We start from the raw sequence: 26,109 nt of genomic DNA on the forward strand, positions 1-26,109 counted from the left end.
TTAAAGTCCTACATTGATGCCCACCACAAAGGTCTTGTCCTGCGGAGCAGTGTAAAAGTCATTACCCTGGATCAGGTTGTCGTTGGTAGTGGTCTGTCCGCCGGGGTTGTAGCTCACCTCAGGATCCCATCCTTTGTAATCGGTCAGCGTCCAGAGGTTCTGGCCAGAGATGAAGATCCTGGTAGAGCGCAGCTTCAGGCGGTCGATGATTGCGCGTGGAAGGTTGTATCCCAGGGTCACTGTTTTTAATCTCACGTAAGATCCATCGCTGAGGTAACGCGACGAGCTTTCAGTGCCAATGGAGCCCACCAGCTCTGCCCTGGGAACATCGGTGATGTCGCCGGGTTTTCTCCACCGCCGCATCTGGTCTTTGGTCTGGTTGTCAACAAAACCGGAAGCATTGTTCGACTGGTATTCGCCAGCCGTGTTATAGATTTCGTTGCCGGAAACAAACTGGAAGAAAACACCGAGGTCGAAACCTTTATACGAAAGATTGTTGTTAAGTCCGCCGTAAAAATCCGGGTTGGGGTTGCCTACCACAAGATCAGGCGCGTCGTTGTAATCATTGGTGGTGCCGCCTTCGCCATCGTCATACAAGGCATCGCCATTCGCGGGATCCACACCTGCATACCGGCGGGTAATGAACACACCGATGGGCTCGCCCAGCCTGGCGCGGTTCACACCGGAGCCTGCAATGATATCGGCATCGCTGTTGAGTCTTGTGATCTTGTTCTTGTTGAAGGCAATGTTGAACGAAGTATTCCAGCGTATGGCGCCGATCAGGTTCTGGCTGTTCAGCACCACTTCAAATCCCTTGTTCTCCATCTCACCCACATTCTCGAAAATAGAAGTGTAACCCGAGATGGCGGGCAGCGGCCTGCTGAGCAACAGGTCAGTGGTATTCTTCACATAGTAGTCTACCTGGCCTGTGAGGCGGTCGTTGAACAAACCGAAGTCGATACCTAAGTTGGTCTGTGCGGTGTTCTCCCACTTCAGGTCAGGGCTCGGCAGTGTAGCGATGGTGAGACCTGACGTCGTTGTGTAATTGGCACCGGTCCATGTGCCAAGGTGTGCATTGTTCGCCAACGGAGCATTACCCGTGAGGCCGTAGCTGGCACGGAACTTCAGGAAGCTCAGCACGCTCGATTCGTCGAGGAACGACTCTTCTGAGATGATCCAGCCCACAGAAGCTGAGGGGAAGAATCCATACCGGTTCTCCTGCCCGAACTTCGACGAGCCATCGATGCGGCCACTGAGACCGACCAGGTACTTATCGAAAAATTTCAGGTTGGCGCGGGCAAAATAAGACGTGAATGCAAAACTGGTCTGGTTGCTGAAGATGTTCACCGGAGACGCTGCGCTGGCAATGGTGCTCAGGTCGTCTGACGGGAAATCTTTGGCCTGAACCGAAGTATTTTCCGAATCGGATTGCTGGAAGCTCATCCCGGCTACGGCATTGATGTTATGCTTGTCGCCGAATTTTTTATCCAGTGTCAGGAAGTTGTTCCAGGTGTAATTGAGCACGCCGGTTGATCTGCTGGTGCCCAGGCCGCCGGGGGCGCCGTCCTGTGTCAGGCGTCCGTAATAATTGTCTTCCTGCTGATCGAGCAGGTCAAGTCCCAGCTCAGAGCGGAAAGCCAGGCCAGGCACTAATTCATAGTTGACGTTGAATGTACCGAGCGCGCGGTGCACAACGGTGATGTCCCACGCATATTTTTTCTGAATGAGTCCGTTGTAGTAAATGGTGTTGGGGTTGGGCTCGCCATTTTCGAGGTAAGCTTTCTGTACGGGCGCCAGGGCTACCATCTGCAACGGTGTGGAGAAAGCGTTGTCGTTCGATACGCGGTCGAGCCTTGTCCGGATCAGGTTCAGGCCCATGCTGAAGTTGAGCCTGTCGGTAACACGCTGATCGAGGTTCAACCTTCCGCTCAGGCGTTTGAACTCATTGTTGATGAGGATACCAGTCTGGTCGCTGTAAGAAAGCCCTGTATAGAATTTGGTCTTATCGTTCCCACCACTGGCTGTAAGGTCAAGCTGCTGGTAGCCGGCATTGTCATTAAAGGCCAGGTCTTCCCAGTTGGTGTCGGTGACTTTATCAGAAGCAAAACCATCCACCAGCTCATCTTCCAGAAACTGCTGGGCGTCCTGCTTATCCTGGTCTGTAGCAGTGATCGGGTCTATGCCGAGCAGGCGCAAGGTGGCTTCAGTGTAAAGCTCGCGGTATTCGGCTGCATTCAGGAATCCCACTTTGTTGGTGGGTGAGCTCTTGCCGAAGCGATAGTTCACGTCGATATTGGTTTTACCGGAGCTGCCGCGTTTCGTAGTGATGATCACCACACCATTGGAGGCGCGTGATCCGTAGATGGCCGCAGCCGATGCATCCTTGAGGATCTCGATGGCTTCGATGTCGTTGAAGTTGAGATCAGCCAGGGGATTGGTGGGCTGGTTGTTGGTGATGCCCTGGTTATCAGATGTGATCGGAATTCCGTCAACCACATACAGGGGCTGGTTTCCTGCCGATATGGACGACGCGCCGCGCACACGTACCTTGATGCCTTCACCGAGCTTGCCACTCGCCTTTTCAATGAACACACCCGAGGTGCGGCCCTGCAGCGCCGATTCGAAGCTGTTCACGGGCAGCCCATGGATCTCTGCGCCTGACACCGATGCGATGTTGCCGGTGAGGTCCTGCTTCAGCTGTGTACCATACCCCACCACTACCACTTCTCCGAGTTGCTGCATGTCGGCACTCATCTGCGCATCTACCACGGCGCGGTTCCCGATCTCAACTTCCTGCGAGCCCATGCCGATGAATGAGAAAAGCAGTGTATTCTGACCCGTGGGAACATCGAGCCTGTAATTTCCTTCGGCATCTGTAACGGTGCCGGCAGAGGTTCCCTTCACTACAACATTCACGCCGGGTAGCGGTGCACCATCTTCCGCCGCGGTCACTTTACCCGTGACGGTTCTATTTTGCGCCTGCACCGGATCAATGGCCATCAGGCTCAAGCCGAACAAGAACAGTAAAATTTTCTTCATACAAATATTTTTGATTGAACTTCAGACTCCACCCTGCAGTGACGTATCAGCCGGAAATCAACGGAAGTTAAAAAGCGTCAGGCCAGAACAGGCTGCAGTACGGTAGTGGTCTCTGTATACATCGCCCGGTGGTTCCTGGATCGTCTCATCGCGCAGGATCGTAGTATATCCTACCCGTTGAGGTCCTTACTTCCGTCAATTTAAGTGCAGCACGCCGCAAGCAATTTTTGGTGTTAACCAAATATAGTTTTCCCGGCAATGAAGTTAAATCGCCTAAAATGGGGTGAATAAGAATAAAAATAATCCCGTGAAATAAGGTATTAAAAACAAGTCGCCGGACCACAGTGAAGTGATCCGGCGACCGAACAGGAATTTAAGCGATACCGGGTATTACTCGTTGATCATAACACGCACGGGCATCGTCACAACGGACGAACCATCCGACATTTCGAGCGTAAAGATGAACTCGTAATACATGCCCACACCGACTATAGACGCCTGGCAGGTGGCCGTAGCGTTGGCTGTCAGCGTGCTCAGGGGAACACTGTAGCTGAAGGTGCGGCTGTCAGTGATATCTGTCTCTGTAGCCTGCACCACGCCGTAGTTCGTGCAAGCACCGGGCGCAGGCAGCTTGGCGGCACGGGCCTCTACTTTCAGCACTTTGCTGATGCTTACGCTTCCGCCACCCGATACTTCCATCGGCACCACAACATCAGGTGAGCTGCTGAAGCCGCTGATCATCACAGCCAGGCCTGCATTCTGATTGTATTGTCTGCCCGGAAACTCTATGGCCACCGGCGGCCGGGTATCCGTCAAACCGTCCATTTCATCTGATTCAAGGCAACCGCTCACAGCTGCAGCCATCACGATCATTACGATATATAAATATTTCATAGTCTGTTTAAATTTTAATTATCCCACCAAACTTTCAGGTTCACCAGGGTCTGCGCAGGAGCCTCGGAATTAGATTGGAGCTCGGTTGCTGAGTAAGGCAGTCTCACCGGGATCTGTCCATCAGGGCTCGAGTTCACCGTGGCCGGCTGAAGCATCGGGTAACCAGTTCTGCGCCAGTCAGTCCACGATTCTGTAGCCTGTGACACCTGCGATGCCCACTTGTCGCGCATCGTTACGCGGAGCTTCGCTTCATTGGTACCGGCAGCATCGTAGGTAGCGAGCCTGGCATTTTTATAAGTGTCGGCGGGGCCTGACGTAACACCGACATCGGCCATCGACAACTCTATACCTTTGCTGAAATAGGCCCTTGCGTTGGCAGCCGTGCCGAGGGTGAGGGAAAACTCTGCCAGCATGAACTGCACCTGTGCCGCTGTGATAAACCGCTGCGGTGCTTCACCACTGGCGCCGATGTTATACGGTCCCAGCAGGGCACGTACAGCTGCTGTAGGAGGCGTGCCTACACCGCCGTTGTTGAAACCAACATACTTCGGATTATTGCTGCCATCAACCTGGCCGTTGTTCCGGAAGTAAAAACCGATCCTGGGGTCCGCCAACTGGTTCAGCGAATCGATGAAGCGCTGGCTTACCGCGATATCGCCAGACCTGGAGTTGATCGCAAAATCATACATCGGGTGCTGACGGTCGATGGTGGTCAGGAAGCGCACCTGGAAATTTTCAGCGTTCGTGCTAATGAAGTTGTTGGCTGTGATCAGGGCGTTGATGCCTGTTGTGGCCAAATTCGAATCGCGAAGTCTGAGCTGTAGCAGCATCTTGAGCTTCAGCGAATTTGCAGCCTTTACCCATTTGGCAGCGTCACCTCCATAAATAAGATCCGCCGCTCCGGGATTCAGTCCTGGCGTAGCCTGGCCGAGCTCGCTGATGCCTGCGTCAAGGGTCTGAAAGAGGTTTGTATAGATCTCCTGCTGCAGGTCGAATTTCGGTTTAAGGTTAGCAAGACCTGATGTTGCCTGGCTGTAAGGAATATCGCCCCAGACATCTGTCGCCGTGCTCATGGTATATACCTTCAGCACCTTGGCAATACCTGTATACAAGGGGTTAGCGGTACCAGAGATCCGCTCTATTTCCTTCAGATCTTGTAGTATGCCATCATACACCCTGCCCCAGTTTGCGTCGCTGTCAGTACCCACAACGTTGTACTGGTCATAGGCCAACAGCTGGTTGTTGGTACCCGCATAGTACTGCATGAACGCGGCGCTCATCCGCTGCAGGTCGTTGCCCATCAGGAACGCTATGTTCACCTGCACAGCAGACAAAAGCTGGCGGGTCTCGACTTCTGTAGGCGAGTTGGGATCGTTGTTGATATCGAGATAATCACTGCAGCCACCGAGCATATATAACGCCGGTACGAGCAGCAGGATCACTTTGATTTTCATGATTGTATTCTTCATATGCGATTGATCATTAGAATGAAACTTTCAGGTTCACACCATAGTTGGCCACACCTGGCGTAGAGTTGAACTCCAGACCCCTGGTAAGCGCACCCGGAGCGTTCGATACTTCCGGATCGATGTGGTGGCCAAGGTTCGGCGCGTAAGTCCAGATGTTGCGCGCAGAAACGGAAAGATCCACACCCTGCAACTTCAGTGACTTGACAAGATTAGCGGGAAGTGAATAACCCAATGTTATCTCACGCAGGCGGATGTAAGAGGCATCGAATACAGAGAATTCGTTAAATCCTCCGGAGAAAGCCCTCCAGTAGGTCTCCGCCGTTACCTGGATATTGTTTGGAATGCTGTTACCCTGGTCGTCGAGCACAACGGCACCGGTAGGCGTTGCCTGCACACCTTTGATGATGTGTGGCTTATCGCGGTCTACAGCGGTCTCTTTGATAGAGCCGAGCTGGGTAGCAAAACCAATGGTGTTGGAGATAATATCGCCACCTTTCTGCATATCGAACTGGAATCCGAATCGGAAACCTTTATATGAGAGGGTGTTGATCAGGCTTCCGTTCCAGTCAGGGTTCGGGTTGCCCACCACTTCGTCGGTCTCGCCGGGAAGCAGTGTTCCCCGGTTCACGCCACTGTTGATCACCAGCAGCTCGCCCGTCTGGGGATCGCGTGCAAACTTGGGAGCGATGAATACACCGAAGGGCTGGCCTTCAACAGCAAACGAACCAGTGCCTGTGAAACCGGCCAGCTGCGTCTGCGTCAATCCCTCGGCAAGCTTCACCACCATGCTTCTGTTCCTTGAAAAATTGATGGTAGCATCCCATTTGAAGTCACCGGCCTTCAGCACATTTCCGCTCACCAGCACTTCAATACCTTTGTTGGTAATGAGACCGGCGTTGGTCACGTAGCTGTTAAAGCCTGTGGACGACGGTACCTGAAGCGTGATGATCTGGTCTTCTGAACGCTGGTCGTAATACGTGAAGTCAACTGTGAACCTGCTCTTGAACAGGCCGAGCTCTGCACCATATTCGTAACCGGTTGTTCTTTCGGGCTTCAGCTTGTTGTTACCCAACACACCGCTCTGTGTGAAACCGCCGGTAGAACCAAACGGGAAGTTCACGTTGGCTACGTTGTTTCCATAGTTCGGGATCACATACACCGTGCGGGTGAGGAACGGATCGGCATCATTACCAACCTGTGCCCAGTTCACACGCAGCTTGCCGGCACTCAAAATGTTGCTGGAGATATTGAACGCATCGGTGAACAGGAAGCTCAGCGCGGCGCTTGGATAGAAGAAGCTCCTGTTATCAACGGGCAGGGTAGACGACCAGTCGTTCCTTCCGCTCACGCTTAGGAAGAGGTAGTCATTGTAACCGACCGTAGCCTCACCAAACACACCGATGAGCCTGCGGTGGAAGTCAACACCATTGCGCGGATCCACAGTGACTGTCTGCGTGTTCAGCACATTATAAATGGTAGGTGTCAGCAAGCCTGAACCACGAACGATGGAGCGGTCGCGACGGGCATCGTTGAGGTTGTGACCCAGCGTAGCTTTCAGCGAGATGCTTTCACCGAACTCCTTATCGATATTGATGAGGAAGTTAGACTCGATAGAACGGTAGTTGAAGATATCATCCGTTACCTGGCCGGTGAGGAACCTGCGGCTATTGACGCCGTAAACCTCCTTGCGGGATTCATTGTAGATATCGAAACCTGCCTTATAGGTAGCAGACAGCCACTCGGTGAACTGGTAGCTCAGACTTGCAGAACCGATAAACCTGTTGGTCTTGCTGGTATATGGGTTGTGCGTTGCCGACCAGATCGGGTTGTCACTGCTGGTAGAATAGAAGTCTTGCGTTCCATCAGGTTTGGTTGTAGGACGGCCCAGCAGGTTGTAGCTTCTCGGGATAACCGGCAGCGTAAAGAACACGCTGGATCCACTGTTGCCCTGGGGAGATCCAACGATATTGGTATTGATATAGTTGAACGATCCGTCAAGCGAAACGCCATTCTCAAAAGCCGTATTACCTGCCAGCCTGATGTTGGTTCTTTCCATTTCCGATCCGGGAATAATACCGGTCTGGTCTGTTCTTCCCAGTGAAAGGATAAACTTGGTAGTGGTGCTTCCGCCCGACAGCTGAATGTTGTTAGTGAAAAGATGGCCGAGATCGAAGAAATCTTTCACATTGTTCGGATATGCCTGATACGGCACTTTTTTGCCGTTGTGATCAACGATGGAGTCATTGGCAATGGCACCGAAGCGTCTGCCCCATGAGTTTGACGATACCGCCGAGTGATGTCTGAACGAAAGTCCCTGACCGTACTCATTCTGATATTGCGGCAGGATGTTAACCTTAGACAGTGTATAAGAAGAGGTCACTACACCGCTGAATTTGTTTGCACCGGCGCCGCGTTTTGTGGTGATCACAATAGCACCGTTGGCAGCCCTGATACCGTAGAGCGCAGCAGCACGCGGGCCTTTGAGCACGCTCACAGAAGCTACGTCTTCAGGATTCAGGTCAACACCCCTGTTGCCCATGGCGGCAGATCCGAAAACCTCCGCAGAGCCTGCAGCGGCATCTGTACCAAAAACGCTGTTGTCTATAGGTGTACCATCAACAATGATGAGCGGACCGTTCCTGTTGCTGCCGCTGAGTGAAGTCACACCCCTGATCAGGATCGTGCTTCCCGCACCGGGAGCGCCGCTGTTCTGGTTGATGCTCAAGCCGGCAACCTTGCCTTGCAGCGACTCGAACACGTTGTTGGTAGCTTTTTGTGAAACCTGTTCACCATTCACGTGCTGCAGCGAATAGCCGAGCGCTTTTTTCTCACGCTCGAGGCCGATGGCGGTAACGACTACTTCGTTGAGCTGCTGCACATCCTGGCCAAGCTCTACGTCAATGATGCTTTTTCCGTCAACGGCGATTTCTTTGGTAACATAACCGATGAAAGAAAACACAAGCGTGCTGCTGCCGGAAGGTACGGTGATGCGGAAGTTGCCTTCCACGTCTGTCACCGTTCCCATGGCGGTTCCCTTGACTACTACGTTGACACCGGGCAACCCGGCGCCGTCTTCCACGGCGGTAACCTTACCGGTCACTGCCTGTTCCTGCGCCCTGACCTGCCCCCAGGCAATCACAAGACACAGAATTTTTAATAGTAAAAATTTCCTCATACTAATGGATTTGTTGTTAGATTAATGAAGTATCCCTACCCTATTTGTAGGGTGCTCCAAAACTGCCAAAAGCATGAGCTAAAAGAATGACGCAATCAATGGGAATTTGTACTGGTACATATACCGCACGGTGTGGTAAGACCAGGGAAAAATCATCTCTTTTGCTGTATCATCGCACCTGAAGCATACCGTATTCTTCGTTACCGTTGCGCACAACGGATGGCCTGCCAGGGAAAAAATCAGCTGCAACGTTGGGTCCTTTTCTAACCGCCGCATCGTTCTATTCCGCCGTCCTGGCCGGTGACCATCGTATCAGAAAGTTGTTTCGCATCATCGCCCAGCTGAACGTCGATCACGGAAGCGCCGCCGACAGTACGTTCAACGGTGATGTATCCGATGAGTGAAAAGACAAGCACACTGCCACTGCATTTAACCGTGAGGGAGTACCGGCCGTGATGGTCGGTCACCGTACCGATGGCAGTTCCTTTTACCAACACGTTGATTCCCGGCAGCTCGGATCCGTCTTCGGCGGCTGTGACCCTGCCCGAAACAGTTCGCTCCTGTGCCAGGGCCGTTGTTACCTGTAATAATGAGATCAATACGATCAGTAGCACCATACGGTGTGAACGTGGCTCAATCGTACCTCTTATCCCGATGGCTATCGGGACGTACTTCGTACCTTTAAACATACATCAACAAAGGGTTTGCTTTTTATGAATTGATCATCCACTTTGGGGGACACCGTTCAAAGCTGAAAAAACAAAGGCCAAAAAAAATGACGTATTCATGGGTATTTAACAACCACAAGAATCACCTCTCTGGAAATGGACTGGCAAAATAAACCTGCGTGCGCTTTTTCTGCGGGCGATATTGCAGCGAGAACGGTGATTAAAAAAATAACCCTTTCCGGGTTAAGAATTTAGATATGAGATGTAAGACTTGAGATTTGAGACCCGAGACCGTGCACGGACACAGAGTCACCGGGAGGTATTATCTCATGTCTCATATCTAACATCTTATCCCGATAGCTATCGGGACCATTGTCAAAAAAAAGCCCCTCCGGCTGAGGGGCAGATCCTTCGAGTGAAATTTTCATTAACCTAAACTTATGAAGAAATTTCTACGTGTATGATGAAGGATGTTGTTACAAAGTTTGTCTACGATGAGAGATTTTCTATCACCCACTAAGGTTGATTTTTGAAAACCGTGGGGGGTTTAAAATTTAAAGTTTAAAGTTATTCGAGTGAACGACTGCCGATTTCAGAACCTCCAAACTTGAAACTTCAAACTTCAAACTTGAAACCTTAACCCTTAGACTTGTCAAATGAGCTTTTCCAGGTTTGCTTTCGCGATGGCTTCTGACTTGCTGTTGACCTGCAATTTTGAGTAGATATTTTTGATATGCGTTTTTGCGGTTTCTTTTGAGATGAACAATTCTTCCGAGATCTGTGTGTAGGTTTTGCCTTCCGAGATCAGCTGCAGGATCTCTGTTTCCCGCTTGGTAAGGGGAGAATTGGGATTGACATGGTAGTTGTCGATGACCATTCTGGCGATACGGCTGCTCATGGGTGCGCCACCTTTTACGATCTCCTCCAGCGCGGTGAGCAGCTCCATGTAGTTGGCGCTCTTGGTGATGTAACCAGAGGCACCGGCCTTCAGCGCTTCAAACACCAGCTCGCTGTCTTCGTATACGGTAACCATGATGATCTCGGAGTGAGGACTCTTCTCCTTGATGATCCTTGTACCCTGGATCCCGTTCATACCCGGTAACTCAATATCCATCAGGATGATCTCGGGCTTGTCGCGGTTAATATTGTCAATCGCATCCTCGCAGTTGCTGTAGGCATTGATCACCATAAACTTCTGCGAACTGTTCACAATCAGACTGAAGCTGTTCCTGATCTCCTGATCGTCCTCAACTATCAGTACTCTCTTCTTAAAAGGCAAGGCCATACTTTAGTGTTTTATTGAGCTTAAAATTGAGAACGATTTTCGTCCCCTGATTCTTGATACTCTGTATACGCAAAACAGCGTGTATCCTATCGGCTCTTTCGCGAATATTTTTAAGACCGTTCGATTTTTGTATATCACCGGTATAAAACCCTACACCATCGTCTTCCAGGCACATTTCGAAATCGTCTTTTTCACGGTTCAGTGAGAAGGTCACGTTCCTGGCGCCGGAGTACTTGAAGGCGTTGGTCATCGCCTCCTTGAAGATCAGGTTCGCCTCGCGGCTGAAACCGTAAGGAAGCTTGGTCCGCTCCTTCACCTCGTTAAAGGCCCTGAAGCTGATATTCTTTTCCTCGAACAGCTTCTCGCCAAAATCGCGGATGTGAATGAAGAGCTTCGAGAGCTCGTCGTTGCCCGGATCGATAGACCAGATAAAGTCCCGTGTACCGGTATACAAATATTTGGCTGAGTCCTCAACCTTGGTATACAGATCATGGCCATTTTCGTTGCCATTGAGCTTGAGCAGGCTCACGTAGTTGATGATGCGCGTGAGCTGGTTTCCCATCTCGTCGTGAAAGTCGCGGGCGATCTCCTTGCGCAGGGTCTCCTGCTCCTTGGCGCGGATCCGCTCCAGCACCATCACCTGGTTCACACGCTGCTTCACCCTCAGGTACAACACCAGCGTAACAGCGCCGGCGAAAAGAATGAACACCCCCACAATGAACGATGCTGTCTGGTAGAACGGCGTCTTCACCGAGAATGCATAGGCCTGCGCAGGCGACCAGCTGCCCTGGTTGTCTGTAGACATGACCCTGAAAACGTATTTGCCCGGAGGCAGATTACTATAGGTTACTTCGGTATTCGAAGAAGGTTGCGACCAGGTCTTGTCAAAATTTTCAAGGAAGTATTTGAACCGGACAGACTTCGGATAACGCTTATCCACCCGGTTGTAGTGGAACGTGATGTGATTTTTCTCCGGGGGCAGTTGCGGATTGTAAGGGATCTTGAAAAACCCCATTAGGCTATCGGCATAGTTGCGAATGGAGTGTTCTCCGTACGACAGCTGAATATCGGTCAGGTGAAGGTCAAACGACCGCCTGCCATCCTGTTTCAGATCGTTGAACTGGTAAACACCATCGATGAGGCCAAAATATTTTTCGTTGCCTGAAAAGTGGAATGCGTTGAAGTTGGTTTCCACACCCGTCAGTCCGTTATCGTAATCGTAGTGAAGGTTCTCCACGATCTCCAGCTGATGGTTGAGCCTGATGCGGGTGATGCCTTTCTCTGTGCCGATCCAGATGTAGTTCTGCTGATCGGGTGCCACAAAATAGATAAAGTCGGAGGCCAGGCCGAGGTGTGTGGTCAGGATCTTTTTGTAATGGGTTCGTGGGTTGAATACCGCTACCCCAGCGCCGCCCGTGCCAATGAGCAGCAATGAATCCTGGTAAGCGTTGATGGAGGTTACAGAAGTATTCTCGATGCCTGAGATTCCCAACGACTGGATCCTGCCACCGGAGATGGTGGAGACCCCGAATTCATTCCCGATAAACAGTGTCTTGTAAGGGATCGAATAGTGCGAGGCGTAGATGGTGTTGGAGCTCAGTCCGTCGCGGATGGTGTAAGCCCTGAAGGTGGTGCCATCGAAATAATTCACACCTCCGCTGAACGTGCCGATCCACAACTTTCCCTCGGCATCGAATTCTATACTCCAGACGGAAGCGTTAGACATGCCATCGTCGCGGGTATACCACGTGAATGAATCCGTATCCCTGTCATACTTTCCAAGGCCATAACCGGTTCCCACCCACACGGTTCCATCGGGGGCTTCGGCAAGACAATACACTTCATTCCGGTATGGCTCCTTGTGATCTACATAAGAATGAACCTTGCCCTGATGGATCTTCCAAAGCCCTTTGGTATTGGAGCCCACCCAGCTTGCACCGGTCTTGTCTTTCAGGATCGCCCACACGCTCTTCAGGTTTTCAGAGCTGCAGCGGTCAAAGTCCTGGATAAAATATTTATACAATCCTGTTCCGGCGGTGGCAAACCAGGTATTGCCTTCTGAGTCCACCAGCACCTGCGTAACGTCGATGTCGCTGAGCACGGTATCGATCTTCACGGCGCCTTCGGTGATCTTTTCCTTCAGGAGGAAATTGGCGTGGCGTGTCCAGAACACATCGTTCACGGCATCATAAAAGAGTACGTGGTTCCTGATGGGCAGGGTGCTCCGGAGAAATTTGCGTTGCTCGAAATCCACCGTAAAAAATCCGCTGTCGGTGCGAAGCCATACTTTCCTGTCGTAGTTGAACATTGCCTGCAGCCTGTTGAACTCGCGCTTGTGGCCCAGCACATAGTCGCCCCGGTGTGACCGCACGAAGAAGGTACTGTCACTGAGGTACATCATGATCTCGCGGTCGGGGTTCAGGTGGCAATAGCGAACGAGCAGCCTTCTAGCAAAAGGTTTGGCCCAATAGTAAACTGAATCGTGATAGATCTTCCCCAGGTCTCCCTGGCCGGAGGTGAAGAACAGTGTGTCACGGTATTCGAAGATGCGCCTGATCCTGCGCGCGTTGAGGGGCGAGCCGGGCTGCCTGAATTTGGTGAACTGGATGCCATCGAATTTGGTGATGCCGCGGGGGTGAACGATCCAGAGGTTCTGATCCTCATCCAGCTTGAGGTAGCTGATGATGTTGCTCAGCAGCCCATCGAGTGTGGTGTATACCGTGAATTTTCTTCCGTCGAACCGCGCCAGTCCACCGCCCTGCGTGCCGATCCAGAGGTAGCCGTTCCGGTCTTCGAGCATGATGTTTACCTGCGACTGCGGAAGGCCGTCAACCGCTTTGTAGTTGCGTACAGAATAAGCGTATTCCTGGCCGAGTGCCGACGAAACCCAACAAAACAACAATAGCCCTGCAATCTGAAGAATCCGCATAAATCGATCAATTGACAAAGTAGGAGTATTTGACCATAAAGGTAATACCCCGTTCAACGGTATAATCAGTAGCTTATGGGATTCTTTTGCCATAAATTGCCCGAAAAACAGGCATGCCGCGCCTGCAACCTGCCCCGGTGTGCGTCAGTCTAATAGGTATATTATACGTAAATCGTCACGGCATGATTAAAAACTATATTCTAATAAGTTTCAGAAACTTACGTAAGCATTTTCCCTACGCGCTCATCAACATCTCGGGGCTTGGCCTGGGGCTTGCCACCTGCCTCCTCCTGGTGACCTGGATCACACATGAGCTGAGCTATGACAGGTTCCATACGAAGGCAGACCGCATCTACCGAGGTTCCCTGGAGTATGGCTTCGGCGGGCGGGTGTCACGCATCGCTGTATCGCCCACCGCACTGCTTCCCGCCATGCTCACGCTGCCGGAAGCGGAGACCGGCGTAAGGGTTTACAATCCATCCGCACGGAATGCCTTCGTCGTAAAGTATGGCGAAAAACTTTTCCTGGAGAATGATTTCTACGCTGCCGACAGCACCTTCTTTGATGTGTTCACCCATGAGCTGGTGCAGGGAGACGCTGGAAGAGCCCTGGCGGATCCTTACACCGTAGTGATCACCGAATCGATGGCAAGAAAATACTTCGGCAACGAAGACGCTATTGGGAAGACGTTGCTTGTGAATAACGTGCAGGACTATACTGTGACAGGTGTAGTGAAGGATGTACCCTCGAACTCGCTGCTTCAGTTCGATTTCGTCGCTTCGTTCCACTCCATGCCGCCGGGCCGAACCGAACCCAGCTGGTGGAGTGCCAATTACCAGACGTTTGTGGTGCTGCAACCCAACGCGGATCTTCAGGCGCTGGCTGACAAGACCAACAACATTGTGAAGGAAGCAGTGGGCTCCGATGTTTCAGGCGGCAACTACGTTAAATACAACTTCACACCGCTTACCGACCTCTACCTGAAGTCTGACTTCTACGGCGAGCCTGAAGTGGTGAGCGACATCCGGTATGTTTACATTTTCACCGCCATTGCCATTTTAGTGCTGGTGATCGCCTGTATCAACTACGTGAACCTTTCCACGGCCCGCGCTACCGACAGGGCCCGCGAGGTGGGGGTTCGTAAGATAGTTGGCGCGTTGCGAAACCAGCTCTTCGTTCAGTTCATCGGCGAGTCGCTGCTCATCACAACATTTGCTTTCTGTTTCGCTTACATGCTTGCGCTGCTGATGTTACCGTTGTTCAATGAGCTTACGGGGAAAACTTTCAGCGCCGCCATCCTGTTCGAGCCTTCGTTTGCAGCGTTGTCGATCGTGGCCCTTGTGGCCATCGCCATGGCATCCGGCGCATACCCTGCCCTGGCCATTGCGTCTTTTAAACCGGTGAGTGTGCTCAAGGGTAATTTCAGAACTTCAGGACGGGGTATCTGGCTGAGAAAATCGCTGGTAGTGATCCAGTTCGGTATCTCGGTAGTGCTCATCACGGGCACACTGATCATTGTCAGGCAGCTGGACTTCATTCAAGGCAAGAAGCTTGGATATGACCGTGAGAATACGATCATTTTGTCGCTGGATGCCGAGACTAACAAGGCCTTCGAGAGCCTGAGCACGGAACTGCTACGCAGCGGTGCAGCGGTCCATGTGGGCAGGGGCTCCGAATCACCCGTGAATATCCTGGGGGGCTACTCGATTACCACAGACGACTCGCAGGGCATCAACACCACGGGTCTGGTGGCAGACGAGGGTTATATACCAGCCATGGGAATAGAGATCATTGCGGGAAGAAATTTCACAAAAGCGGACCTGGAGCGTGCACAGAAAGATACCGCTTACGTGTTCATTTTGAATGAAAGTGCTTTGACAGCGTTGTACATCGATGCCAACGATGCTATCGGAATGCCAGTGACGATCGGTGAACGAAGGGGCGAGATCGTTGGCGTGGTCAGGGACTTCCACTTTGCATCGCTGCACGAGAACATCGGTCCGCTGGCAATATTCCCGGAACAACAGTTCAACAAAGTCTTCATCCGGATGCCACAAGGCGATGTAGCCGCAAACCTTGACAAGATCAGGAGCATCTGCGCCAGCGTGATCCCGCACAGGCCGTTCGACTTCGAGTTCCTCGATCAGCAATACAGCGCACTGTATGCCAACGAACAACGGATGGGCACCGTGTTCATAATCTTTGCCACCCTTGCCATCATCATTGCGTGTCTGGGATTACTGGGCCTCGTCTCTTTTTCAGCCGCGCAGAAGACAAAAGAGATCGGCATCAGAAAAGTGCTGGGCGCCACGGCAGGCAGCATTGTTGTGCTCATCACCAAAGATTTCACCAAGCTCGTGCTCATTGCCATCGCGTTGGGTTTGCCCCTGGCTTACTGGGCGATGTCGCAGTGGCTGGACGACTTTGCTTACAAAACAGACATCGGCATCTGGCCTACCGTGATCGCATCGTCCATCTGCATCACCATCGCGCTCGGAACTGCAGGCTACCAGGCGATCAAGGCTGCGCTGGTTGATCCTGCGCGGACGTTGAGGAACGAGTAGTCCACCCCTGGTGAAACCGGTTTCCTGAGCAGTGGTTTGCGTTGGGGAATGCGGGCGCGAAGGATCCCCGGATCGGCCAGTGTGTACTTAATTCGTAAGCATGGATTCATGGTACGCACCTTGTAATTCGGGGATTCTTCGCTCGCTCAAAAGCCAACGCACATGCTGCGCTCAGAATATCGGACTTATGACGCTAACTGGGTTATTGTTATCTAACACCCGTCACCCTATCTTCAACACCATGAAACAACTTCTACTGATCGGTCTGTTAGCGATGGGAATATGTCCGGCGATCGCGCAACCAAACGCGCTGCCGGAGGCTCTTGCCAAAGCACGTGAAGCTTACAAGGCGGGTGATCACCAGCGGTTTTATGAGCTGATGCTGGAAGCGCACAAGGTTCACCCCTATCACCAGGGCGTGCTGTACCAGGCGGGTCTTGCCGCGGCGCTGAACAACAAACCGGAAGAGGCCATCACCTGGCTGACCAGGGCGATCCAGGTCAACGCAGCGTACGACCTCACACACCAGGACCTGGCATCGCTGAACGGAAGAGAAGATCTCGAAAAGCTCAAGATATTGCAGCAGGAGCTTCAGCAGCCGATCGTACACTCGGATACAGCCTTTGTGGTGAAAGACCGCACCTTACATGTGGAGACCATCGCACCCGGAGAATCGAAAGGTGTTTTTTACCTGGGCAGCATTCACAGGAGCAAGATCGTACGGGTTGACGAAAAGGGAAACAGCCGCGACTTTACCACCGACGGACAGGACGGACTTACCTCGGTGTTTGGCATCAAGGTGGATGCGGCCAAAAAAGTTCTCTGGGCGTGTGCTGCTCCCGTGCCGCAGATGGAGGGTTTTGATTCAACCCACACGCCTGCCGTATTCAAATATGATCTTCGCACAGGAAAGCTCCTGACCCGGTACTCACCTCGCGTGCCCAAGCAACCAATCTTCGGCGACCTGGTGCTTTCTTCCAAAGGTATTGTTTTTATTCCTGACAGCAGGAACAACATCATCTTCACGGTGAATGAGCGCAGCGGACAACTGGAGCCCTATTTTACGTCTCCCGAGTTCTGGAACATTCAGGGCATCACCTTTTCGGATGATGGCAAATACCTGTTCATCGCCGACTATATCAAGGGCATCTTCAGGCTCGATATGCAAAACAAAACGCTGACGTTCCTGCCCGCAGATTTTCCGCTCTCGTTAAAATCCATCGACGGCCTTACGTACTACAACAATTCGCTTGTGGCCATTCAGAACGGCGTGACACCCATGCGCGTAACACGGTATTACCTGAATGATACGCACGACAGGCTTACAAGCTATTCCATCATAGACCGCGCGCATCCCGCGTTCAATGAGCCTACTACAGGTTGCAGGATCAACGATACCTTCTATTATGTAGCCAACAGCCTGTGGTCAGGATATGACAAGGCGAACAAGCTAAAACCAACGAATGAGCTACAGGATGTGGTGATATTGAAGGTTGGGTTGAAAAAGTAGATTGTTAATTGTTGCCGGTTGCCAGTTGCCGGTTTGGTCTGGGTCGCGGAAGAAACTTCCGCATCGAGGTGTTGCTACGAATGAGTTTTTTTTTGCGCACGGAAGAAACTCCGCGCCAGTTGTCAGACCACTGCGCCGCCGCCCGCGCACAAGCAGTGGTCAGACGACTCTCAACCCGCTACCCGGTAACCGGCAACCGGCAACCGTTCATAGGCGTTCCGGAAAGCGCTGCGTCCTTCCTCGATGATCTCGTTGGCGCGATAGAATTCAAAGACACCGCAGGCATCGCGTGAGATATTCACCACGAGGTCGGGTTTATGGACGTCGATCATCAGGTCGGTGAGGCGATCCAGGGTGAGGTCGTACGATCTGTTCATGAGATCGAAGAAGCCGAATTTTTCTACCTGCTCTTCCTGTTTTGGATCGGTCTTGAGAAACTGCATGCGAAAGGCGTCGAGCATCTTCAGGTATGCCGCTCTTTCCTGGTTCACCACGGGCGCTGCGAGGCGAGGCGGCGGAATGTTGGCATTGACGTTCACTGCCACCACCAGGTCACCCTGTTCTTTGCAGACCAGGTTCAGCGGCAACGGGTTCAGCACGCCTCCGTCAACGAGCTGTGACCTGCCTTCGGTCACAGGTGTGAATACACTGGGTATGGCGATAGACGCTCTTAGTGCCTTGAACAAACTACCAGTCCTGTAATGCACTTCCTGTTTCTGGATGAGGTCTGCCGCTACCGCGATGAAGGGAATCCTGAAGTTTTCAATCTGATGGTCGCCAATAAGTTGTTCAATGGCTTTGAAGACCCTTTCTCCCTTTACAAATCCTTGTGATGAAAATGTGAAGTCAAGCAACCGGAAAACTTCCAGCTTGGTAAGACTGATGAGCCAGTGTTTATATTCGCTGAGGTACCCGGCGCAATAGATCCCGCCCACTACGGCGCCCATGGAGCAACCAACAACCTGCTTGATATTATAACCTTCTTTTATAAGCTCTTCAATAACGCCGATATGCGCCATTCCACGCGCACCACCGCTTCCCAGCACCAGACAAATATTCCCTTGTGGCATGTGACCAAGATAGTCAAAATGCCGCTTCGAAGAAATACGCGGTAGCCTATTTATTGCTGCTCTGTGCACCGGTGCCTGTATCCGCGGAAGCGTTGTTGGCATTATGCCCGGCCACCGCCATCATGGTCTGCACCACTTCACCAACGGGTTTATTGTTCAGGTAGTCGAGTCCGAGGAAGGCGGCGATCGTTTTGGCTACCTGTTTCTGATAATACTTGGCTTTGAATCTCATTTCGCCAAAGGGTGGTGTATCGGGACCCATCACGGCAAACCAGATCTGGCCCGAGCCCGGGGTGATCAGCCGGTGTTTCCGCCAGTTATTTTTGCCACTGCCGCGGCCATGGTCTGTAGTGATCAGCAACGTGGTCTCGTCTTTGTAGCCGGGAGTTGACTGGATCCATTGCCAGAGCTCGCCGATCATGCCATCGGCCTTGTGTGCGGCCTTCAGGTATTCATCATACCGGCCTTTGTGGGCATAGCTGTCGGTCTCGTCGAAACTCAGCAGCACCACCCGTGGCCTCTCCCGTTTCATAAACTCGAACGCATACCGGAACGTCATGGCATCCGGCCGCACGGGCATTCCCAGCTTCGCCTGCTTTTCGTTCAGCCGCTGTTCCGCTTCAGAGATCTCTCCTTCTGCCACATCTTTGCCGCTGTTCACCGGTATGCCGGAGCGTTCTTCGCGGATAATGAATGGAAAGGCATCCCACGTTGTAAAAGCGGCAACCTGGTTTCTGAAACCGTCATGGGCATGAATGAATTCAAGCACCGTGGCGTTGGGATTTTCGATCTTATCATTAGAAGCTACGGAAGGATCAGGAAATCCCACCAGCATCTCGCTGTACCCCGGGTAAGAGAACAGGCGGAGGTTGGCACAATTTACTTTGCTCTTAAAATTTCGATTGCCATAGAGCTGCCCCTTCGCGGCGATCACATTCCAGAAAAAAGGCATGAGCTGCTCCCGGCTCTCCTGCGCCGACCTTCCGGCAAACCGCCATACGGAAGTATCTTTCACATATCTGTTATTAAAAAGTATATCGGGATCAGTGCCCTCAAACAGCTCCTTCCAGCGATAACCATCGAGCGTAACGATGATAACGTTCTTCGTTTTCGGTACCTGTGCCTGGATACCGACGCTGATATGGAGGAGTGTGGCAATGAACAAAAGAAATCTCATGAACTACTGTTTTCCTGATTCATCGAACCAAAAACCGTACCTGCTTATTCTTCTTCGATAGATGCGGTGTATTGGAAAATAGAAGCCAGAAGTCAGGAGCCAGGAGTCAGAAGTGCAGGGCGTTGAACCAGCTATTTCCGGCTATGAGTTTGGTGACGACAAAGCATCCCCTAACCACCGCTTACCTCTGGGCTTGGATTCGTCACCCATTCTCTATTACCTGGACGTTCCCTGACTCCTGACTCTGGCTCCTGACTTCTTTTCCTCCGAAACAAACCCTACCTTTATTCTGAAACTAAAACTCCGAAATAACTCCAAATGTGGTTTAACTGTCATACCCACAGCCGCTACTGCGATGGCGTTGGTGAATTGTCTGATTATGCAGCACAGGCTGTTGCCAACGGTGTGACCTCATTGGGGTTCTCGTCGCATGCCCCGGTTCCGTTCGACTGCAGCTGGTGTATGAAAAAAGAGAACGTGAGGGCTTACCTTGATAACATCGAGCAATTGAAAAAGGAACAGCCGTCGCTTCAGCTTTACAAGGGGATGGAGGTCGATTACATTCCGGGCACGGTTTCGCCCAGCGACTTCAGGCCACTGCTGGATTACACCGTCGGCTCCGTTCATTTCATCGACCGGTTTCCTGACGGCAAACCCTGGGAGATCGATGGCTCGCATACCGTTTTTCTTTCCGGACTGGAAGCGATCTTCGGCAATGATATCCGTGCGGCCATTACACGGTATTTTGAGCTCACACGCGAAATGATCGTCAACGCTGTACCGGAGGTAGTGGGTCACATCGACAAGATCAAGATCCAGAACCAGGGCAACAAGTTCTTCGATGAAGGTGATGCGTGGTACCGTGACGAGGTGATCAAAACACTCGATGCTGTGACAGGTTCAGACATGATCGTAGAAGTTAACACGCGGGGCCTGTACCAGAAAAAATCCACCACACCGTATCCGAGTCCCTGGATGCTGGAAGAGATCCTCCGGCGGAACATTCCCATCACCCTCAGCAGCGACGCCCACCATCCGAAAGACCTCGTGAATCAGTTCGAACAGATGGCTCCACTACTGGTAGCAATAGGTTTCAGAAAAATCTCCATATTGAGGGATGGATCATGGCAACCTGTTACCTTAACCCCGGATGGCCTCGTATATTAGTTCGCTCATCACAGAAAAACTTCGTCGCACCAACGCCTTCTGGTTCACCCTCTACGCTTCGGTTGCCGCCTTCTGTCTTTACACCTGCATTTATGCCTTTCGCAAAACATTCACCGCGGCAACTTTTGAAGGCATCACTTACGCCGGTTATAGTTACAAGTTCTGGCTTGTCATCTTCCAGGTGTTCGGTTATGCCATGGCCAAGTTCTTCGGCATCCGGTTCATTGCCGAGCTCAAGGCACATTCGCGTACGTCGGGCATCCTGCTGATGGTGGCTATCGCGGGCGCCGCATGGTTCCTGTTCGCCATCGTGCCCCGTCCTTACAATTTGATCTTCTTATTCATGAACGGTTTCCCGTTAGGGTTGGTCTGGGGCATGGTGTTCGGTTTCCTGGAAGGCAGGCGAATGACGGAAGTGCTGGGCGCCGCGCTCTCCGTAAGTTTTATCTTTTCTGCGGGCCTGTGCCGTTCTGTTGGCGCATACCTCATGCGCGACTGGGGTGTATCGGAAACATGGATGCCACTGGCCGCATGTGGTGTGTTCCTCGTTCCGTTGCTGATCTTTTTGTGGATGCTCGATAAAATTCCGGCACCGTCGTCGCTGGATGAGGAGCTGCGCACTAAACGCCAACCCATGGACAAGGTGGAGCGCAAAAAATTCATCAGCACCTTTTTACCAGGCATCGTCTTGTTTGTGCTCGCTTACATGCTGCTGACCGCCTTCCGCGACTTCAGGGAAAACTTCGCTTCGGATGTCTGGAAAACCCTGGGCTACGGAAACCTGCCCGGCATTTACACCCGCACAGAAACACCGGTGTCCATCGCCGTGCTGGTGATCATGGGCAGCATCATGGTCATTCGCAATAACAAGACGGCACTGATGGTGAACCACCTCATTATCATCATTGGCATGATCATGGTCGGCGCCGGAACGCTACTCTTCGAACACCAGGTCATCGATGCACCACTCTGGATGATCCTCATCGGCACAGGACTCTACCTGGGCTACGTTCCCTTCAACAGCATTTTTTTCGACCGCCTCATCGCCGCCTTCCGGTATGTAGGTACCGTCGGCTTTATCATGTACGTAGCCGACGCATTCGGTTACCTGGGCAGCATCGGCGTTCTGGTGTTCAAGGAATCTGGCTACACCAACCTGAGCTGGCTTGAGTTCTTCATCAGCGGAGGCTACGCGCTTTCTGTGACCGGCACCTTGCTTATTGCAGGGTCCATGATCTACTTTCATTGGAAGCACAGAAAAATGGGTGCGGGTACCAAGTCCTGATCGAATGGAAATACAATCACGCAAAGACCGCAAAGGAAAATGCAAGAAATGCAGACAGTACTTCCTCTGAACTGCTCAGATTTCGTGAATCGCTTAATTAATATTGCAGAAGAGCGCAAAGGTTTCGCTGACGCTCTACCAAGGTTACGCTCTGCGCATTAAAGGTCTATACGGTCAAACGTAAAAACATCTTTGCGTGCTTTGCGCTTCTTCGTCTCTTTGCGTGAACCTGTATTTGCGTGAACCAGCACTCTACTGCGCATAAGAAACAGTACCTCCCATCGCCAGGGGAGCTTTGTTCACATATTGTTGATTGAAACGATCGATGATGCGGACCACATCGTCGAGCCGGGTGCGGCTGAGCTTGTTCTTGCGGATGTAGGCGTTGAGATTTTCGGTTGATGAGCGCTCCAGCTCGGGAAGTACCTTGCGTTTGAACTTGTACATGATGGTGAGCACATCGTCTTTCTTCACGTAGTAATCGTAGTCCACGGTCTCTAAATGAACGGAGTACCATACCACGTGCTCCCTCCTCAAAACGCTCACGTATCCATCCAGCATCACTTCATAGAACTGATGCATCTTTGCGGCGCCAAGGGTAAGGTGAAGTGAAACATACTGGCGATTGCGCTCCTGCGTGTCGTCATAAATATAGAACGAATGAACTTTGTGCGCGGGATACACCGTGAGCTCGTTGCCCGACCTGAAAAGCACAACATCATAGTCGTACCTCACGGCAAGCTCTCCCTTCAGTGTTTCTTTTGATTTCAGCACCAGTGCCCCCTGATACCAGTCTTCGGCCTGTGCCTGTAACGATCCGAAAATAAGTGATGTGATAAGAACGGATGCGATCAGAATAAATGCGTGCAGCCTCATACCTTTACCTCTTTACCCGCTTCGTATGATGAAAATAAATGTGCCAACAGCTGGTGAAAAAGTTGACATCCCGATAGCCATCGGGAGACAAAAGAACAGTTGACAAAGGTTTGACCAGACTTTCCAGGATCGTAGCTCGAATAATGATGTCGACTCCAACAGTTGTCAATTGCCATTTGTCAACTGTCAATTGATCTACAGCGCTCTTATATTCGCTTTCTCCCAAAATTCGCGCAGGCATTCGTCTACGGTGCGAACGGCGCGTTCATATAGTAAGGGATTGCCGCGGGTCATGCCCTGTAATAGTTGTTTGCTTTCACGGAGGTATACCAGGGCGAAGTCTGTGTCGTGTTTTACGATGTCGGTGGCATTGTCTATGACGTCAGAATATTTGATGGTCTGCGCGTCAGGGGTCACGTCCGATAACCTTTCGGCTTCCCGGGTTCTGCGTGCCCTGCGGTTCAGCAATGGATAGTCTTCCTTAATAAAAACATCTGTGAGCGCCACTACGAGGTCGAAGGTCCTGGCCGCCTGCGATGGCTCCATCACCTTTTCGAGGAACGCCCGGAGCTCCTCTTCTGTCACATGGGTATCTTCCAGCGTATCGTGAAGCAACGCCGCCGAAAGCATCGCCACATCCTGTGCATATTCCCGTACCACGGCCATAACCCTGTCAAGGTGCGCGATGTAGGGCTCGTCGGCATATTTTCGCATTTGACCCTGGTGGGCCTTCTCTGCAAAAGCCCGGACCTGCGCCAGTATATCGTCTTTATCTACTGTCATTCCCAGCTATTTGGAAAAAACTATGCGCGTGATTTACGGTGACAACAGCCAGGGAAGCGGCAAAAAAGTGGGGCGTTAACTGCACAAAATTGGTTGCCAGTTGCCGGGTGGCCGGATGGCCAGTTCAGTTTTGTGTGAACATCACATCTGTGCTTCGCTTCCGGAGCATCAACTGGCGCGGAAGTTTTCCGTGCGCTTAAAACTTATTCGTAGCAATACCCTCGATGCGGAAGTTTCTTCCGCCAACCCGCCTAAACCGGCAACAGGCAACTGGCAACTGGCAACCCGACTACGCCAGGCTTCGTCAGGCAAAGCCACCATTCCGGGCAACCTATTTATAAAATGTTTACACTTTAACACCGCCTTTTAATGAAATCTTTATACCGTATACCATACTTTTGAGCTGGCTTGAGGCCCGGTTTTGAAAAAGCTCATTTTCTATAAGCAGGATAAAAAGGTGCAGTACATGATCAGCGTACTGCTGGTATGCACGGTTTCCCTGATCGGCCTTTTTATTCATCACCTGACCGGGTACAGGGTGGTGGCTTTTATGCTGCTGGTAACGGTCTCTTTCCTGGCCATGTCACTGGATATCCTGCCGGTGCTGGTGGCAGCCCTGCTCAGCGCCCTGATCTGGGATTTCTTTTTCATCCCGCCCCGGTTCACCTTCACCGTAGGCACACCGGAAGACCGCATCCTGCTCTCGATGTACTTTATCGTAGCCCTCATCAATGCGGTGCTCACCTTCAAGATCAGGCAGATGGAGAAGGAGGTGAAGTCGAAAGATGAGAAAGCGAACGCCGTAAAATTCTACAACACCCTATTCAACTCGTTGTCGCATGAACTCCGCACGCCGATCACCACCATCATCGGGTCTACGGATAACCTGCAATCGAACACGCAAAAACTTTCCGACGCAGACAAGGCCGAGCTGCTGGCCGAGATCTCGGTGGCATCGCTGCGCCTCAATCAGCTGGTGGAGAACCTGCTGAACATGTCACGCCTCGAATCGGGCATCCTCCAGGTAAAAAAGGACTGGTGTGACATCAGCGAGCTCGTTTACAAAACGCTGCAACGCCTCGAGCCGAACCTGCAGCACTACCGCATCGACGTACACATTCCTGAGCACCTTCCCCTCTTCAAGCTCGACTTCGGGCTCATGGAGCAGGTGATCTACAACCTGATCATCAACGTTACCCAACATACCTCCGCCGATACACAAATCACCATCCATGCAAATGGTGTGGGCGATACGCTCGTGCTCACGGTAGCAGATAACGGCAATGGATTCCCGGAAGATGAGATCGGCAAAGTGTTCAACAAGTTCCACCGGATGAAGGGCTCCGGCAGTGGAGGTACAGGCCTGGGACTCTCCATCGTAAAAGGATTTGTAGAAGCGCACCAGGGCACCGTGAAGCTCGAGAACCTGCCAGTGCGCGGCTCCAGGTTCACCATCGAGATCCCGACACAAACCTCCAACGTAAACCGGTTAAAAAATGAATAGCGCTTCCATTCTGATCATCGATGACGAAACGCAGATCCGGAAACTGCTGACCATCACCCTTCAGTCGAATGGCTACAAGGTGCTGGAGGCGACCACGGGCGGAGAAGGACTGAAGAGCGTGGCACAACATCCGCCTGACCTGGTGCTGCTGGACCTGGGACTACCCGATGAAAATGGACATGAAGTACTGAGACACCTGCGCGAATGGTTCTCCAATCCCGTGATCATCGTTTCTGTTCAGAGCAGCGAAGAAGATATTGTCAAGGCGCTCGACAACGGTGCGAACGACTACCTCGTGAAACCTTTCCGCACCGGCGAGCTGCTGGCGCGCATCCGCTCGGCCCTGAGGAAATCAGACCGTGAAGACAATATTCCCGTAGCGGAGTTCCAGGGACTTTCCATCGACTTCGTGAACCGCGTGGTGAAAAAAGACAACGTTATTGTAAAGCTCACAGCCACTGAATATTCACTGCTGGCACTGCTGGTACAGAACGAAGGAAAAGTGCTCACCCATCACTACCTGTTAAATAAGGTGTGGGGACCATCGCACCAGGACGAGTCGCAATACCTGAGGGTTTTTATCGCCCGCCTCAGGAAGAAGATCGAGACCGACCCGAACAGACCCGTGCACATCCTTACAGAGTCAGGCGTGGGATACAGGTTCATCGCCCATAATCCCGACGACTTATAAAAAACAACTCCTTCGAGTTTAGA

The 26,109-nt window shown here is 51.9% G+C and carries 17 protein-coding genes; 6 read left to right on the forward strand and 11 right to left on the reverse strand.

Annotation, left to right across the window (positions count from 1 at the left end; genetic code table 11):
- The 7 genes from KK083_RS18135 to KK083_RS18165 all read right to left on the reverse strand — a co-directional run bounded on the left by KK083_RS18135 (position 1) and on the right by KK083_RS18165 (position 13,459).
- Positions 1 to 3,039, reverse strand: coding sequence for a SusC/RagA family TonB-linked outer membrane protein (locus KK083_RS18135; protein WP_254165653.1), 3,039 nt, complete (start codon positions 3,037 to 3,039; stop codon positions 1 to 3).
- Between the two features lie 390 nt (positions 3,040 to 3,429).
- On the reverse strand, positions 3,430 to 3,933 hold the full coding sequence (locus KK083_RS18140; RefSeq protein ID WP_254165655.1) for a hypothetical protein: 504 nt from the start codon (positions 3,931 to 3,933) through the stop codon (positions 3,430 to 3,432).
- Positions 3,934 to 3,947: 14 nt separating this feature from the next.
- A complete protein-coding gene (locus KK083_RS18145) occupies positions 3,948 to 5,402 on the reverse strand; it encodes a SusD/RagB family nutrient-binding outer membrane lipoprotein (RefSeq protein WP_254165657.1) in 1,455 nt (484 codons plus the stop codon).
- A gap of 13 nt (positions 5,403 to 5,415) precedes the next feature.
- A complete protein-coding gene (locus KK083_RS18150; RefSeq protein ID WP_254165665.1) occupies positions 5,416 to 8,577 on the reverse strand; it encodes a SusC/RagA family TonB-linked outer membrane protein in 3,162 nt (1,053 codons plus the stop codon).
- 263 nt (positions 8,578 to 8,840) lie between these two features.
- Entirely contained in the window at positions 8,841 to 9,266 is a 426-nt protein-coding gene (locus KK083_RS18155) for a carboxypeptidase-like regulatory domain-containing protein (protein WP_254165667.1), read from the reverse strand.
- 631 nt (positions 9,267 to 9,897) lie between these two features.
- Positions 9,898 to 10,530 (reverse strand): response regulator transcription factor, encoded by a 633-nt coding sequence (locus KK083_RS18160; protein ID WP_254165669.1) that lies wholly within the window; start codon positions 10,528 to 10,530, stop codon positions 9,898 to 9,900.
- On the reverse strand, positions 10,514 to 13,459 hold the full coding sequence (locus KK083_RS18165; RefSeq protein ID WP_254165670.1) for a ligand-binding sensor domain-containing protein: 2,946 nt from the start codon (positions 13,457 to 13,459) through the stop codon (positions 10,514 to 10,516). The genes KK083_RS18160 and KK083_RS18165 overlap by 17 nt, the downstream gene beginning before the upstream one ends.
- A gap of 182 nt (positions 13,460 to 13,641) precedes the next feature.
- Here KK083_RS18165 and KK083_RS18170 point away from each other — a divergent pair, with 182 nt between their 5' ends.
- Positions 13,642 to 16,023, forward strand: coding sequence for an ABC transporter permease (locus KK083_RS18170; protein WP_254165672.1), 2,382 nt, complete (start codon positions 13,642 to 13,644; stop codon positions 16,021 to 16,023).
- A gap of 241 nt (positions 16,024 to 16,264) precedes the next feature.
- On the forward strand, positions 16,265 to 17,533 hold the full coding sequence (locus KK083_RS18175) for a hypothetical protein (protein WP_254165674.1): 1,269 nt from the start codon (positions 16,265 to 16,267) through the stop codon (positions 17,531 to 17,533).
- A gap of 170 nt (positions 17,534 to 17,703) precedes the next feature.
- Here KK083_RS18175 and KK083_RS18180 read toward each other — a convergent pair whose 3' ends face one another.
- Complete coding sequence (locus KK083_RS18180; RefSeq protein WP_254165676.1) at positions 17,704 to 18,603, reverse strand: patatin-like phospholipase family protein; 900 nt, start codon at positions 18,601 to 18,603, stop codon at positions 17,704 to 17,706.
- Between the two features lie 46 nt (positions 18,604 to 18,649).
- On the reverse strand, positions 18,650 to 19,780 hold the full coding sequence (locus KK083_RS18185) for an alkaline phosphatase family protein (protein ID WP_254165683.1): 1,131 nt from the start codon (positions 19,778 to 19,780) through the stop codon (positions 18,650 to 18,652).
- A gap of 318 nt (positions 19,781 to 20,098) precedes the next feature.
- Here KK083_RS18185 and KK083_RS18190 point away from each other — a divergent pair, with 318 nt between their 5' ends.
- A complete protein-coding gene (locus KK083_RS18190) occupies positions 20,099 to 20,947 on the forward strand; it encodes a histidinol-phosphatase (RefSeq protein WP_254165685.1) in 849 nt (282 codons plus the stop codon).
- Complete coding sequence (locus tag KK083_RS18195) at positions 20,931 to 22,232, forward strand: DUF5690 family protein (protein WP_254165687.1); 1,302 nt, start codon at positions 20,931 to 20,933, stop codon at positions 22,230 to 22,232. The genes KK083_RS18190 and KK083_RS18195 overlap by 17 nt, the downstream gene beginning before the upstream one ends.
- Before the next feature lie 252 nt (positions 22,233 to 22,484).
- Here KK083_RS18195 and KK083_RS18200 read toward each other — a convergent pair whose 3' ends face one another.
- Together KK083_RS18200 and KK083_RS18205 are read right to left on the reverse strand one after the other, a co-directional pair.
- Complete coding sequence (locus KK083_RS18200; protein ID WP_254165689.1) at positions 22,485 to 23,108, reverse strand: hypothetical protein; 624 nt, start codon at positions 23,106 to 23,108, stop codon at positions 22,485 to 22,487.
- Between the two features lie 195 nt (positions 23,109 to 23,303).
- A complete protein-coding gene (locus KK083_RS18205; protein ID WP_254165691.1) occupies positions 23,304 to 23,891 on the reverse strand; it encodes an HD domain-containing protein in 588 nt (195 codons plus the stop codon).
- Positions 23,892 to 24,312: 421 nt separating this feature from the next.
- Here KK083_RS18205 and KK083_RS18210 point away from each other — a divergent pair, with 421 nt between their 5' ends.
- Together KK083_RS18210 and KK083_RS18215 are read left to right on the forward strand one after the other, a co-directional pair.
- Positions 24,313 to 25,395 (forward strand): sensor histidine kinase, encoded by a 1,083-nt coding sequence (locus KK083_RS18210; protein ID WP_254165693.1) that lies wholly within the window; start codon positions 24,313 to 24,315, stop codon positions 25,393 to 25,395.
- A complete protein-coding gene (locus KK083_RS18215) occupies positions 25,388 to 26,086 on the forward strand; it encodes a response regulator (protein WP_254165695.1) in 699 nt (232 codons plus the stop codon). The genes KK083_RS18210 and KK083_RS18215 overlap by 8 nt, the downstream gene beginning before the upstream one ends.
- The last annotated feature ends 23 nt before the right edge of the window (positions 26,087 to 26,109 follow it).

The sequence above is a fragment of the Chryseosolibacter histidinae genome, assembly GCF_018598225.1.
Lineage (GTDB): Bacteria > Bacteroidota > Bacteroidia > Cytophagales > Cyclobacteriaceae > Chryseosolibacter > Chryseosolibacter histidini.